This is a genomic window from Acinetobacter harbinensis (assembly GCF_000816495.1).
GTDB lineage: Bacteria > Pseudomonadota > Gammaproteobacteria > Pseudomonadales > Moraxellaceae > Acinetobacter > Acinetobacter harbinensis.
Map to the genome: position 1 here is coordinate 500,578 of NZ_JXBK01000001.1, position 14,511 is coordinate 515,088.

The following is a 14,511-nucleotide window of genomic DNA, read 5'->3' on the forward strand; positions in this document are numbered from 1 at the left end:
TAGTCATAGATATGTCCATTCTATTCATCTTTATTTTCTTTATACTTGCGTTTGCTTTGACTTATTTCATGCGAACTTATGCCTTAAAGAAAAACATCATAGATAACCCCAATGAACGTAGTTCCCATAGTATTCCTACCCCACGTGGTGGTGGCGTTGCTGTAGTCATCAGTTATCTTTTGGCGCTTGGATTACTCATCTATTCAAATGATATATCTGTGCATATAGGTGTGACTGTTATAGCCGCAGGTTTTATTATTGCCTTATTGGGCTTTTTGGATGATCACGGCCATATTAACTCTATGCTGCGTTTAGCCATCCATTTCATGGTTGCAATCGGTGTTGTCATCAGTTTGGGTGGCTTTGCTGAAGTCGCAATTCTAAACGGTATACAGCTGGGCTTTTTTGCCAATATTATTGCAGTCCTATTTTTAGTTTGGTTGCTTAATTTATATAACTTTATGGATGGTATTAATGGCATTGCCAGTACAGAAGTTATTACATCAACTATCAGTATGGCAATAATCTATTTGGTGCTAAATCATATTGTTGATGAAAAATCACTGATTTTATTGGCAGCTTGTGCATTTGGATTTTTATTGTGGAATTTCCCGAAAGCTAAAATATTTATGGGAGATGCCTGTAGTGGCTTTCTAGGACTTATTCTGGGAATTTTTGCACTGATCGCATTAAAAGTCGATATTGCTTTATTTTGTGCTTGGCTCATTTGTTTAGGGGTTTTTATTGTAGATGCCACTTTTACCTTAATCCGTCGAGTCGTCACAGGGCATAAAATGTACGATGCGCATCGTAGTCATACCTATCAAATTTTATCACGTCACTTCAATAGCCATACGCCCGTAACCCTAGCTGTCGCAGCGATCAATATTTTTTGGCTGTTGCCAACCGCCTATTTTGTGGCAACGCAAAATTACGCTTATCCAGAATTGGGAATTTTAATTGCCTATCTACCTTTAATTATTTTAGCGATTAAATTTAAAGCAGGTCATCCAGATGCTTAAACCGATATTGTTAATTTTAGGTGCGGGAGGGCATGGACGCTCCGTTGCCGAAAGCGCTAAGCTATCAGGTAAATGGTCAGATATTATTTTTGCAGATGATAGTTGGCCGATTCATACCAGTGTCGCTGAATATAAGATTATTTGTGATATTCAAGGCCTAGATACATTAGAGATTGACAATCTTTTTGCTATAGCTGCGGTGGGTAATAATCAACGACGCGAACAGTGGCATAGCCGTTTAGCCGCATTAAATATTGCTCAAGCCAGTATTATTCATCCACATGCAATTATTAGTCCTACTGCACGTATCGGGCAGGGTGTTGCGATTATGGCAGGCTGTGTTGTGGGTACAAATACCAATATTGCTGATGGTGTCATTCTTAATATAGGTACATTAATAGATCATGATGTATCTGTTGAAAAGTATGCGCATCTAAGTGTCGGGGTTAAAGTTGTTGGCGGCAAAGACATCACTGAATATTCTTTTTTAGAGGTGGGCAGTATCATTGCTCATTAAATTGAAATGAATATCGTACTCATGCTATTAATTTGTAGTGTATAAAATCTCAGTATCCATGCATAGAAGCAAGAAGGTTTGTGTGAAATCAACAATTATTCAATTGGTCGAATCTCCTCGATGGTCAAAATTAGTCTTTCTCATTCTTCTTGACTTTTGTATTTTTCCTGTACTGATTTGGCTGTGTTATGCCTTACGTCAATTTGATTTAGGCGCAGACGTGGTACCCAACATCGCCTTTGGTTCACTCTGGGTCAGTGGCATTGCGGTACTTTCCTTATTGCTCTGTGGCGTTTATCGTTTTATTGTTCGTACCTATAATGAAGTCTTTATGGTGAAGTTGGGACTGGCCACCTTGCTGAGCGTGGTGGGGCTGTATGCCTTGGCATACTTCAGTTATGCGTTTATTCCGACCTCTATTCCCTTGATGTTTGGCTTTTTTATGTTTGCTTGGGTGTGGTTTAGCCGTGGCTTTATCCGCTTTTTGGTGCACTCTTACTTACATGCGGATATTCATAAAAAACGTGTCGCTATTTATGGTGCGGGTTATGCCGGCCAGCAAGTGGCGGCGGCATTGTCTCGTTCAGACGAACACTTACCGCTGTTTTTTATTGATGATGCGACGTCATTGTCCGGTCAAATTTTGGGTGGACTGCAGGTCTATGATGCTAAAACGGCATTAAAAGTTATGGCCAAACGCAAAGTCGATGAAATTTTAATTGCCTTGCCTTCGGTCAGTCGCCCACGTAAAAGTGAAATTATTCAGCTGTTAGAACCTGCACATTTAAAAATTACCGAAATTCCGGGATTGACCAAATTGGTCGATGGTGAAATTCGTATTTCAGATATTCAAGAAGTCGATATTATTGATTTATTGGGCCGCGATCCGGTGCCACCGATTCAAGAACTGTTGGCTAAAAATATTCAAGATAAAGTGGTGATGGTCACCGGTGCAGGTGGTTCGATTGGTTCAGAACTGTGCCGACAAATTATTAAAAATAAACCCACCAAACTGATTATTTATGAGCTGACTGAATTTGCGCTGTACAGTATCGATAAAGAACTGAATTTAAAAAGTCAGATTGAGATTATTCCTATTTTAGGCACCGTGTTGGATCAGGCCAAGTTAGAGCGCATATTAGAGCAATACGCGGTACAAACCGTTTATCATGCCGCCGCGTATAAACACGTACCACTGGTGGAATGTAACCCATTGGCCGGACTAAAAAACAATGCCATTGGGACCGCGTTTAGCTTAAATGCCGCAGTCAAAAAAGGCGTAGAAACCTTTGTCTTGATTTCAACCGATAAAGCTGTGCGCCCGACCAATGTGATGGGGGCTTCAAAGCGTATGGCGGAGCTGTATTGTCAGGCCATGGCCGAAGCGCAAAGCCAGACCCAAGTCAGTATTGTCCGTTTTGGCAATGTGTTGGGTTCATCTGGCTCAGTGGTGCCATTGTTTAAACAACAAATTGCCAAAGGCGGCCCAATTACCGTCACCCATCCGGATGTCACACGTTACTTTATGACTATTCCAGAGGCGTCACAATTGGTGATTCAAGCCGGTGCCTTGGGGCAGGGCGGTGATGTGTTTTTACTCGATATGGGCGACCCAGTGCGTATTCAAGATTTAGCCCGCCAAATGATTTCCTTAAGTGGTTTAAAATACCGCGCTGCCGATTCAGAGATTGGCGATATTGGCATTGAATATTCGGGTTTACGCCCTGGTGAAAAACTCTATGAAGAGTTACTGATTGACCATGACAATACCGAAATCACGCAACATAGTCGTATTTTAAGATCGTTTGAAAAGCATTATCCTTTACATCAGTTGATTGAAGTGTTTGAAAAGATGAACAGTCTCACGGCCATTGATGAGGATATTGATTGGGCCTTAAAACAATTAGAGTATTATGTGGATGGTTATCAGCGCGGCAAAGAAATTAAAGTCAATTAGAGTCAATGCATAACGGGTGATAAGGATGATTAAAAAAGCAATTCTGCCTGTTGCAGGTTTAGGCACACGTTTTTTACCGGCCAGTAAGTCCATTCCCAAAGAAATGGTCACCGTCGTCGATCGCCCTGCGATTGAATATGTGGTGAAAGAAGCCGTGGCAGCCGGTATTGAGCAGATTATCTTGGTCACCCATACATCAAAAGCCTCAATTGAAAATTATTTTGATCGTAATTTTGAGCTTGAAACACGCTTAGAACAAAAACAAAAATGGGATTTACTCCAAGAAATCACTGAGATTTTACCGCCGCATGTCAGTGTGGTTAGTGTGCGTCAGCCACAACCATTGGGTTTAGGGCATGCAGTATTGTGTGCCAAAGCGATCATTGGTGATGATGATTTTGCCGTGTTATTGCCGGATGTGTTGGTGAAAGATCATGAGGCGATTAATGATTTAAGCCTGATGATTCAACGTTTTGATGCATCAAAAGCTGCACAGATTATGGTCGAAGCAGTTCCTGATCATCTGGTGGATCAATATGGCATTGTTGATGTTAAGCACTTACCGAATGAAGGTGAAAGTATCGTGATGCAAGGTATAGTAGAAAAACCTGCTCTAGGTACCGCGCCATCCAATCTTTCAGTGGTGGGGCGTTATATTTTACCTGCTAAAATTATGCAACTCTTAGAAACAACGCCAAAAGGTGCTGGTGGTGAAATTCAACTGACCGATGCGATTGCAGCATTACAACAGCTAGAAAATGTTGAAGCCTATCGGATGCAAGGCCAAACCTTTGACTGTGGCAACAAACTTGGCTATCTAAAAGCAGTATTACATTATGGCGTAGACCATCCTAAACTCGGTGAAGCATTTAAAGACTTAATTAAAGAACTCGAATTATAAGACTAGGAATTTATATGAAAGTTGCAGTATTTGGACAAACTCTTTATGCCGGTGTGTTAGCCGCTTTATTGGCAGAATGTGGTCATTACGTTTTTTGGTGTGAACTGTTAAAAAAGCCCACTTCAGAGCAGGCGTATACTCAAGATGAAGTAGTCAAGCAATTGCTTGATAAGCAGCATCAAAGTGGATTTTTAAAGTACTGCGATTTTAATACGATTCCTTTAGATATAGATGCTTATCTATTTAGTTTTAATCCGACTGAAAAAGTACAAGCGATTGAAATTTTAAAAGAAATTGAGCGACGCACTATTATTCATCCAAAGCTAATGATTAATGCCTCAACTTTAGGCCTGTATGGTACAGAGCAATTTGAAAAGATTCTGAATCAAGATGAATGGGTATATTTACCGGATATTATTCAAGAAGGTAATGCTTTACAAAGTCTAGTTCAGGTTAAACAGCTCATTGTCGGTTGTGGGCTTGAGTCTAGCCAAGTGAAAATCAAAGAATTATTAGGTCCCTTATTTCCGCGTGAACAACAATATTTATTTATGCCTATACTAGATGCTGAATTTACTAAGCTGAGTATTTCAGGCATGTTGGCCACACGCATTAGTTATATCAATGATTTAGCCATAGTGGCAGAAAAACTTGGCATTGATATTGAGCATGTGCGTCAGGGGATGGCTGCAGATAATCGTATCGGGGAATCTTATTTATATCCGGGTGCAGGGTTTGGCGGAGAAAACTTTTCACATGATATCTTAACGCTGTCGAATACCGTGTCAGATACTGGGATGAAAAGTCAGCTGCTCTCTCAGGTTTGGGAGATTAATGAGCAGCAAAAAGAAATTTTATTCCGTAAACTGTGGAATTATTTTAGCGGTGATTTAAAGGGTAAAACCGTGGCCATTTGGGGTGCTGCCTTTAAAGAAAATACCGCACGTATTCAGCAGTCACCGATTCATGCCATGTTAGAGGCCTTATGGGCACAAGGCGTGACCGTACAATTACACGATCCGCAAGCACTTGTAGAAATAGAAAAAGTATATGGTCATCGTGCAGATTTAATTTACTGTACAGATCAGTATCAGGCTGCTCAAGATGCCCATGCACTGTGTTTACTCACTGCGTGGAAGCAGTATTGGAGTCCAGACTATAAGCGCCTACTTCAGCAGATGCAGCATCCGCTGATTTTAGATGGCCGTAATATTTATAACCCAAGTTATGTCAAAGCTCAAGGGTTTGCATATACGGGAGTGGGACGCTAATGCCACAGCCAAGCACGCCTTTAGCGACTCATGATGCCGAGATTTTAGCCACGTTGGATCGTTTAAAGCAACAGTTTACACAGCGCCATTTAAATGAACTGTTCGCACAAGATGAACAGCGCTTTGATCGTTTTTCTGTGATTTTTGAACAGATGATTCTAGATTTTAGTAAGCAGCGCATTGATTCAAGCGTATTAGACAGTCTAATACAGTTTGCAGAAAAGTATCACTTGGCTGAACGGATTGAGCAGCTGTTTTCTCAGCAATGTATTAATTACACCGAACAGCGCGCCGCCATGCATTGGGCACTGCGTTTACCCAAAGATGATCCGCTGCATAGTGAATTAGCGATGCCCGTGCATCTACAGCTGGAGCGCATGTTTGCTTTGGTGGAAAAAATGCATGCCGGACAATGCCGCGGTAGCAGCGGTGAAGTGATTCAGGATGTGGTCAATATCGGCGTCGGGGGGTCAGATTTAGGCCCGTTGATGGTGACTCAAGCACTGTCCGATTTTAAGCAGGTCACGGCAAAACCGTTGAATGTGCATTTTGTATCGACCATTGATGGCAGTCAATTATCGGATTTGTTACATCAACTACGCCCTGAAACCACGTTATTTATTATTTCTTCTAAGTCTTTTGCCACCATTGATACCTTGTCTAATGCGCAAACGGCACGTTTGTGGCTTGAAAAAACCTTCGGTGCGCAAAGCCAATTTTTAAAACAGCATTTTATTGGGGTATCAACCAAAGCAGATAAAATGACCGAGTGGGGCATTGCCGCAGACAATCAATTTTTACTGTGGGATTGGGTGGGCGGACGCTACTCTTTGTGGTCATGCATCGGTTTGCCGATTGCCTTAAGTATTGGTGTCGAAGGTTTTAAGCAGCTACTGGCCGGCGCGCATAAAATGGATCAGCATTTTCAACAGACTGCCTTTGAAAAAAACATACCAGTATTAATGGCGCTGTTGGGACTATGGAATAATAATTTTCTCAATATCCAAACCCATGCGGTACTGCCCTATGATGGCCGCTTAAAATATTTTGCCGCCTACTTACAACAGTTGGAAATGGAATCCAACGGGAAATCGATTCAGCGTAATGGCGAGAAAGTTACTTTCGATACTTGCCCGATTATCTGGGGCGAGGTGGGGCCCAATGCACAGCATGCGTTTTATCAATTGTTGCATCAGGGCACACATGCCGTCAGTTGTGATTTTATCGCCCCAATCCAGCGTTACAATACCGATCAGTTTACCTATGTAGAAAATGCGGCGGCCTTAATTGAACAGCATCATTTGGCCTTAGCCAATTGTTTGGCACAGTCCAGACTGTTGGCCTTTGGCAATCAAGCTTTAGATGCTGCTGATTTGCCATCCTTACCGCTGTATAAGCAATATAGCGGTAATCAGCCCAGTAGCACGCTGTTATTAGATGAGTTAAATCCCTATAGTTTAGGAATGCTGATTGCGACGTATGAACATAAAGTATTTACCCAATCGGTGCTGTGGAATATCAATCCGTTCGACCAATGGGGGGTGGAAAAGGGTAAAAATATTGCCGATCAACTGCTGCCACTTTTAAATGCGGACTTTGCAGATACACGTGGCTTAGATGCATCCACCCAAGGTTTAATTAAAATGTTACGGGAAAAAATAGATGGCTAATATTTTAGTAACTGGCGGTGCCGGTTATATTGGCTCGCACACCTGTATTGAGCTACTCAATGCCGGCCACGAGGTTGTGGTGCTGGACAATTTATCCAATAGTTCTGAAGAATCTTTAAACCGTGTGCAAGAATTGACAGAAAAATCGTTGACCTTTATACAAGGGGATATCCGAGATGGACACACCTTAGATCAACTGTTTCAGCAGCATGCCATTGATGCGGTGATTCATTTTGCCGGCTTAAAGGCCGTAGGCGAAAGTCAGCAGATCCCTCTGACCTATTTTGATAACAACATCGCTGGATCCATCAACTTGGTGAATGCCATGCAGCGTGCCAATATCTTCCATTTGGTGTTTAGCTCCTCTGCCACGGTCTATGATGAAGCCAATATCTCCCCACTCAATGAAGATATGCCGACGGGGATGCCGACCAATAATTATGGCTATACCAAACTGATTGTTGAGCAACTCTTACAAAAGCTGTGTATTGCCGATGAGCGTTGGTCGATTGCATTACTGCGTTATTTTAATCCGGTAGGCGCACATAAAAGTGGTCGAATCGGTGAAGATCCGCAAGGTATTCCGAATAATTTAATGCCGTATATTACCCAAGTGGCGGTCGGTCGGCGTGAGAAATTGTCTATTTTTGGCAATGATTATGACACTGTGGATGGCACCGGTGTACGTGACTATATTCATGTGGTCGATTTGGCCAATGCACATTTATGTGCGCTCAATAATCGTTTAAAACAGCAGGGTAGCCGCGCATGGAATATTGGTACCGGCCAAGGCTCATCGGTTTTACAAGTTAAGAATACCTTTGAACAGGTCAGCGGTGTGCCGGTTGCCTTTGAGTGTGTGGCGCGTCGTGCAGGGGATGTGGCAACGTCATTTGCCGACAATACCCGTGCTGTGACAGAATTGGGTTGGACGCCGCAATATAGTTTAGAGGATATGTTGGCAGATAGCTGGCAGTGGCAGCAGCAAAATCCAAATGGTTATTTAAAATAAACCGCACATGAAAAAATGGGCGCTATCACAGCGCCCATTTTTATAGCATGAATATCGTCAGATTAATCCTGAATTAAGGCACTCAGTTCTTCGATATACTCTGACATGGCTTTGGGATTTTGATCCAAACGGCTTTCAATATTTAAACGCAGCAAGGGTTCGGTGTTTGAGGCCCGTACATTAAAACGCCAACTGCCAAAATCTAAACTGACGCCATCGCTGTGATCAAGGATTGGATTTTGTAAGGCATAATGGCTGAGCAATTTTTCAATGGTGGCTTGGCTGTCGGCCACGGTAAAGTTAATTTCTCCGCTACACGGAAACTGATAAATCATCTCTTCGACCAGTGCAGATAAGGATTGCTCCGTTTCAGACAGAAGGGCAATGACCAGTAACCATGGAATCATGCCGCTGTCACAATAGGCAAAGTCACGAAAATAATGATGCGCACTCATTTCTCCGCCATAGGCTGCATTATGCTCCCGCATTTTATCTTTAATAAAGGAGTGCCCCGATTTAGACTGGATCGCAATGCCGTTATATTGCTCCGTAATCGCCAAAGTGTTCCAAATTAAGCGTGGATCATGCACAATTTTTTCACCGGCCTGTTTCAGTAAAAAAGCTTGCGCCAATAAGCCAACGATATAATAGCCTTCAATGAACTGCCCTTTTTCATCAAACAAGAAACAGCGGTCAAAGTCACCATCCCAAGCAATACCCAAATCGGCTTGATGTTCAATCACCGCATCACGGGTACTGGCACGATTTTCAATTAAGATGGGGTTGGGAATACCATGAGGAAAAGTACCATCGGCTTGATGATGGATTTTAATCAGTTGCAGTGGAACACCCAGTTGCTGGAATTTTTCCTCTAAAGCATCAATCACATGTCCTGCGGCACCGTTGCCCGCGTTCATGACCAGCTTTAATGGTTTAATTTTGCTGGGGTCAATATAGCCTAATAAATGCTGAATAAATTCCGGCAGAATATTATATTGTTCGGTACGGCCTTTGTTTTCAACGGCGATAAATTGCGCGCTTTCAGCCAAGGCTTGAATCTGTTTCAGTCCGGAATCAGCCCCAATTGGTCGGGCATTTTCCCGCACCAATTTCATGCCGTTATAGTCCATCGGATTATGGCTGGCGGTAATTTCAATACCGCCTTGCACATCTAAATGAAATGCACCGAAATAAACCTCTTCAGTACCAGTCATGCCCAAATCAAGCACATTCACGCCGGCATCATTTAAACCGCGCATGGTGGCCTGTTTTAAGCCCTCACTGCTTAAGCGCATATCACAACCAACCACAACCGTTTTAGGCTGATAAATCTGTCCATAGGCACGGCCAACTTTATAAGCAATTTCTTCATTGAGTTCTGTGCCCAGTTTGCCGCGAATATCGTAGGCTTTAAAACACGTCAATTGAGTCATCAAGGTTCCTTATAAAATTAGATATAAAAAAAGGCCAGTTTTCACTGGCCGGATGGCGCTTATTCCACCGTGACACTTTTGGCTAAATTTCGAGGTTGATCGACATCGGTACCGCGCAGCACAGCCACATGATAAGACAGCAATTGTACCGCAACACTATAAATGATCGGTGCCAGTAATGGACTGATTTTAGGAATATGCACCACGTGTTGGCGCTCTTTACTTTGAATGCCACTGTTTTCATCGGCAAACACAAACAGTTCGCCACCACGTGCTTGTACTTCTTCCATATTGGATTTTAGTTTATCCAGCATGTCATCTTGTGGGGCTAAAATCACCACCGGCATGTCGTTATCAACCAACGCCAATGGGCCATGTTTCAGCTCACCTGCGGCATAGCCTTCAGCATGAATATAAGAAATTTCTTTTAATTTTAACGCGCCTTCTAGTGCAATTGGGAATTGTGTGCCACGGCCCAAGAACAGGCAGTGTTGTTTTTCAACAAACAATTCCGATAAGCGCAAGATGCTTGTGTCTTGTTGCAAGGTGTCTAAAATAACTTTCGGGGTGTGCCATAAATCCGCAATGATCGCTGTCATTTTTTCTGTGGCAAGGGTGTGTTTCACCTGACCGATTTTTAACACCAACAGCATCAGTGCCGCCAATTGTGTGGTAAAGGCTTTGGTCGATGCCACGCCAATTTCAGGGCCAGCCAAGGTCAATAAACTGTGCTCTGTTTCACGCACCATCGACGAGGTCGCCACATTACAAATGGTCAGTGTGCTGATATTTAAATTCTTCTGTAAGGCACGTTTTTGCGTATCCCGCAGCGCCGCCAAAGTATCGGCAGTTTCACCAGATTGTGAGATACACACATACAAGGTGTGATTGACAATCACCGGACTGCGATAGCGAAATTCACTGGCAATTTCGACCTGACACGGCAGATCAATCAGCTGCTCAAACCAATATTTGGCAATCATACCGGCGTGATAACTGGTGCCACAGGCGATAATTTGGATTTGCTGAATGCGGTCAAAGTCGCTCACCGCCGCGTTTAAGAAATCATCGCGTAAGCTATTGCCATTGAGCGCTTGAGAAATGGTTTGCTGGATCGCTTCAGGCTGCTCATAAATTTCTTTGAGCATATAGTGTTTATATTCACCTTTTGAAGCATTGCTGACCGTGGCATCAAGCTCGCGCATTGGACGTTCAACCAAGACCCCATCGACAAATACTTCAATGCTATTGCGGGTTAAACGTGCAATATCACCTTCTTCAAGATAAATAAAACGGTTGGTAATCGGCAGCAAAGCCAACTGATCAGAACTGATAAAATTCTCACCAATGCCCACGCCAATCACCAAAGGCGAACCTTCGCGTACGGTAATCAATTCATCTGGATGATCGGTATGCACAATTCCTAAAGCGTAGGCACCTTTTAAACGCGGCGCAATTTGCTGTACAGCCGTCAACAGGCTAGAAGTCGACTGTAAGGCTTGATTGACTAAATGTGCAATCACCTCGGTATCGGTTTGCGAAGTAAAGACATAACCTTGTGCTTCAAGCTCATCTTTAAGTTGTTGATAATTTTCGATAATACCGTTATGTACTACGGCTACCGTACCCGAGATATGCGGATGCGCATTATTTTCAGTCGGTTTGCCGTGAGTGGCCCAGCGCGTATGTGCAATACCAAGCGTCCCTTCAATACCCGATTCCTGCACGGCCTGTTCTAAATTGACCACTTTACCGACGCGACGTTCGCGTAACACTTGACCCTGATGAATCAGCGCAACACCGGCTGAATCATAGCCACGATATTCCAGACGTTTTAGGCCTTCAATTAAAATATTAATAATATTGCGCTCAGCTACGCCGCCAACAATTCCGCACATAGTGATATCCTCTTATTTATTGATTTTTTGGGGGCGTTGATAGTTTTCTTTGGCGATTTGTTTGCTACGCTCAAAAGCCAAGCTATTTTCTGCTACATCATGAGTAATGACCGATCCTGCACCAATGGTGGCACCATGACCAATATGCACGGGCGCAACCAATGAACTATTCGAGCCAATAAAAGCGCGCTCGCCAATAATGGTTTTAGATTTATTGGCGCCATCATAGTTACAGGTAATGGTACCGGCACCAATGTTTGAACCTGCACCAATTTCGGCATCACCCAAATAGGTGAAGTGGTTGGCTTTAGCGCCAATGCCCAAACTGGAGTTTTTCACTTCAACAAAATTGCCAATATGCACCTCATTGGCCAATTGTGCACCGGGACGCAAACGCGCAAAGGGACCAATCTGGACATTATGACCGACCACAGCTTGATCAAAAATACTGTAGGGCTGTACTTTGGTGCCGGCAGCAATCACGCTGTTTTTGATGATACATCCTGCACCAATTTCAACATGATCACCGAAGCTGCAATCACCTTCGATAATCACATTAATATCAATTTTCACATCTTGGCCAACGCTTAACGTGCCGCGTAAATCAAAGCGTGCCGGATCGATTAAATGCACGCCTTGTTGCATCAGTTGTTTGGCTTGATGCGTTTGAAATTCACGTTCTAACGCGGCCAGTTGCACGCGATCATTTACCCCTTCCACTTCAAAGGCCAATTCCGGCTCAACCGAAGCGACCGTCATACCGTCGCGAATTGCCATGGCAATAATATCAGTCAGATAATATTCGCCTTGGGCATTGTCATTACTCAGTTTTGGCAGCCATTCATGCAATTTGGCATTGCTAACACAGTAAATACCAGTATTAAATTCTTGAATCTGACGCTGTTCGTCTGTGGCATCTTTATGTTCAACGATGGCCTGAATCTGACCATTTTGACGCACAATTCGGCCATAACCGGTGGCATCTTCCACGGTTAAGGTCACAATACCAATTCCCGTTGCGCTCGCTGCATCGAGTAAACGCTGTAGTGTGCTGGGTTGTACACAGGGCACATCACCGGATAAAATCAGTGAGACACCGTCATGCGGCAATACCGGTAAAGTCACTTTTACCGCATGACCAGTACCCAGTTGTTCAGCTTGTTCAACCCACTGTACATTTTCTTGACTGAATGCTTGTTGGACTGCTGCGCCGCCGTGACCGTAAATTGTAATAATATGTGCGGCATTAATTTTTTTGGCGGTATGAATGACGTGCTCTAATAAAGGACGTCCGGCAAGAGGTTGTAATACTTTGGGTAAAGTTGAACGCATGCGCGTGCCTTTACCGGCAGCAAGAATAATAACGCTGGTAGACATGTCTAATCCTACAAGTTGTAGCTTAAGCCATTACAAAATATAAATAAATGCAGATGCATAGCGCTGCCCAAATGCCCGCGATAATATCGTCAAACATAATGCCAAATCCACCACCGACCTGACGATCGATCAGGCGAATAGGCCAAGGTTTCCATACATCAAACAAACGAAATAAAGCAAAACCAACCAAAGCCCACAACAGGCTCATTTTACCTAAATATAAGAGCGGTAAAAAAGTAATCGATTGTCCGGCAAACTCATCCCAGACAATGCGGCCATCATCATGGACGTTCATGACCTTGGCACTATACCCGCAAATATAAATACCCACGACAGACATTAGTAGCATGACCCAAAGTGAGTTCATAAAACCCAAGGCCAACCACGCTGGAATAAACAATAAGGCAAAGGCTGAACCAAAGGTTCCGGGTGCTTTAGGCAGTAATCCAGAGCCAAAGCCCACGCCACAAAATACAATGAAACGCTCGTATCCAGACATGGCTTTAAAATTAATCGCGGGTTTATTCGGCAAAGTGTTGGTATCCAGAAAAGTGCAGCAAATGATCTAGGCCATTCTGCACAAAAGTTAAGTCAGTGTGTTGGGTGATTTGTCCAATCTTGGTAATGTTGATATCTAGTTTTTGTTGTATCAATTTTTGATAATTTTGCGCGCTAATGGTAAAGCATAACTCATAGTCGTCCCCACCGGCTAAGGCGTATTGCCATTGTTTTTGTTCAGGTAACTGCAAGAGTGCTGCACTGATAGGCAAGGCGTCGAGCTGAATTTGCGCGCCGACTCCCGAGGCCTTTAAAATATGCCCCAAGTCTTGTGCCAAACCATCCGATACATCAATCATACTCGAGGCTAAGCCTTTGAGTTGTTGACCCAATTGACAACGCGGGGTCGGATAATCCAGCCGTTTTCTCAGCACATGATCTAAATGTGCCAATCCAAAAGCGGCATCGCCCATTTGACCACTGACACAAACATAATCACCGACTTGTGCACCTGCGCGCGTAATAGCTTGACCGGATTCAATCCAGCCCAGTGCCGTGACGGAGATGGTCAGATGTGGACTTTGTGTGGTATCGCCACCAATCAGGCTGACGCCAAATTGATCGCAGCATGCATATAAACCCTGACTAAAGCCTTTTAGCCAGTCATGCTCGATATCGGCTAAGCTTAAGGCCAATAAAATACTGTGCGGTTTAGCGCCCATCGCGGCAATATCAGATAAATTGACCGCAACCGATTTCCAGCCAATGGCATGAGGATCGGTATCTAAAGGAAAGTGTCGACCGGCCACTAAGGTGTCGGTACAGATGACCAATTGTTGGTTGGCCGGAGGAGTGAGCACGGCCGAATCATCACCGACACCTAAATCGACCGCATGATGTTGCGGCCGATTAAAATAGGTGTCGATAATAGAAAATTCAGCCATACCACAGATCT

Annotated in this window: 12 protein-coding genes; 7 read left to right on the plus strand and 5 right to left on the minus strand. The window is 43.5% G+C overall.

Features of this window, described 5'->3' with window-relative positions:
* The first annotated feature begins 11 nt into the window (after positions 1-11).
* The 7 genes from SE27_RS02355 to galE all read left to right on the plus strand — a co-directional run bounded on the left by SE27_RS02355 (position 12) and on the right by galE (position 8,350).
* A complete protein-coding gene (locus SE27_RS02355; RefSeq protein ID WP_039620518.1) occupies positions 12-1,022 on the plus strand; it encodes an MraY family glycosyltransferase in 1,011 nt (336 codons plus the stop codon).
* Complete coding sequence (locus SE27_RS02360) at positions 1,015-1,539, plus strand: PglD-related sugar-binding protein (protein ID WP_039620520.1); 525 nt, start codon at positions 1,015-1,017, stop codon at positions 1,537-1,539. The genes SE27_RS02355 and SE27_RS02360 overlap by 8 nt, the downstream gene beginning before the upstream one ends.
* Positions 1,540-1,621: 82 nt before the next feature.
* Positions 1,622-3,496 (plus strand): polysaccharide biosynthesis protein, encoded by a 1,875-nt coding sequence (locus SE27_RS02365; protein WP_039620522.1) that lies wholly within the window; start codon positions 1,622-1,624, stop codon positions 3,494-3,496.
* Positions 3,497-3,521: 25 nt separating this feature from the next.
* Complete coding sequence (gene galU / locus SE27_RS02370) at positions 3,522-4,397, plus strand: UTP--glucose-1-phosphate uridylyltransferase GalU (protein WP_039620524.1); 876 nt, start codon at positions 3,522-3,524, stop codon at positions 4,395-4,397.
* 14 nt (positions 4,398-4,411) lie between these two features.
* The gene (locus tag SE27_RS02375) at positions 4,412-5,668 is read left to right on the plus strand and encodes a nucleotide sugar dehydrogenase (protein WP_039620526.1); all 1,257 of its coding nucleotides are present in this window, start codon (positions 4,412-4,414) and stop codon (positions 5,666-5,668) included.
* Positions 5,668-7,338, plus strand: a complete 1,671-nt coding sequence (pgi, locus tag SE27_RS02380; protein WP_039620527.1) for a glucose-6-phosphate isomerase — start codon at positions 5,668-5,670, stop codon at positions 7,336-7,338. The genes SE27_RS02375 and pgi overlap by 1 nt, the downstream gene beginning before the upstream one ends.
* Complete coding sequence (gene galE, locus SE27_RS02385; protein ID WP_039620529.1) at positions 7,331-8,350, plus strand: UDP-glucose 4-epimerase GalE; 1,020 nt, start codon at positions 7,331-7,333, stop codon at positions 8,348-8,350. Before pgi ends, galE begins: the two co-directional genes overlap by 8 nt.
* Positions 8,351-8,412: 62 nt before the next feature.
* On the opposite strand, the gene SE27_RS02390 is transcribed toward galE, so the two are convergent.
* The 5 genes from SE27_RS02390 to thiL are packed head-to-tail and all read right to left on the minus strand — an operon-like array spanning position 8,413 to position 14,500.
* Positions 8,413-9,783 carry a phosphohexomutase domain-containing protein gene (locus SE27_RS02390; protein WP_039620531.1) on the minus strand — a complete coding sequence of 457 codons (1,371 nt, stop codon included), beginning with the start codon at positions 9,781-9,783 and terminating at the stop codon, positions 8,413-8,415.
* A gap of 59 nt (positions 9,784-9,842) precedes the next feature.
* Positions 9,843-11,681 carry a glutamine--fructose-6-phosphate transaminase (isomerizing) gene (gene glmS / locus SE27_RS02395; protein WP_039620533.1) on the minus strand — a complete coding sequence of 613 codons (1,839 nt, stop codon included), beginning with the start codon at positions 11,679-11,681 and terminating at the stop codon, positions 9,843-9,845.
* Between the two features lie 12 nt (positions 11,682-11,693).
* Complete coding sequence (gene glmU / locus SE27_RS02400; protein WP_039620536.1) at positions 11,694-13,058, minus strand: bifunctional UDP-N-acetylglucosamine diphosphorylase/glucosamine-1-phosphate N-acetyltransferase GlmU; 1,365 nt, start codon at positions 13,056-13,058, stop codon at positions 11,694-11,696.
* 22 nt (positions 13,059-13,080) lie between these two features.
* On the minus strand, positions 13,081-13,605 hold the full coding sequence (locus SE27_RS02405; RefSeq protein WP_039620538.1) for a phosphatidylglycerophosphatase A family protein: 525 nt from the start codon (positions 13,603-13,605) through the stop codon (positions 13,081-13,083).
* Positions 13,580-14,500 carry a thiamine-phosphate kinase gene (thiL, locus tag SE27_RS02410; RefSeq protein WP_039620540.1) on the minus strand — a complete coding sequence of 307 codons (921 nt, stop codon included), beginning with the start codon at positions 14,498-14,500 and terminating at the stop codon, positions 13,580-13,582. Before thiL ends, SE27_RS02405 begins: the two co-directional genes overlap by 26 nt.
* Positions 14,501-14,511 lie beyond the last annotated feature (11 nt).

Coding starts and splice junctions, on each gene's coding strand:
- SE27_RS02355 (WP_039620518.1), top strand. CDS start 12: ATGTCCATTCTATTCATCTTTATTTTCTTTATACTTGCGTTTGCTTTG.
- SE27_RS02360 (WP_039620520.1), top strand. CDS start 1,015: ATGCTTAAACCGATATTGTTAATTTTAGGTGCGGGAGGGCATGGACGC.
- galU (WP_039620524.1), top strand. CDS start 3,522: ATGATTAAAAAAGCAATTCTGCCTGTTGCAGGTTTAGGCACACGTTTT.
- SE27_RS02375 (WP_039620526.1), top strand. CDS start 4,412: ATGAAAGTTGCAGTATTTGGACAAACTCTTTATGCCGGTGTGTTAGCC.
- pgi (WP_039620527.1), top strand. CDS start 5,668: ATGCCACAGCCAAGCACGCCTTTAGCGACTCATGATGCCGAGATTTTA.
- galE (WP_039620529.1), top strand. CDS start 7,331: ATGGCTAATATTTTAGTAACTGGCGGTGCCGGTTATATTGGCTCGCAC.
- SE27_RS02390 (WP_039620531.1), bottom strand. CDS start 9,783: ATGACTCAATTGACGTGTTTTAAAGCCTACGATATTCGCGGCAAACTG.
- glmS (WP_039620533.1), bottom strand. CDS start 11,681: ATGTGCGGAATTGTTGGCGGCGTAGCTGAGCGCAATATTATTAATATT.
- glmU (WP_039620536.1), bottom strand. CDS start 13,058: ATGTCTACCAGCGTTATTATTCTTGCTGCCGGTAAAGGCACGCGCATG.
- thiL (WP_039620540.1), bottom strand. CDS start 14,500: ATGGCTGAATTTTCTATTATCGACACCTATTTTAATCGGCCGCAACAT.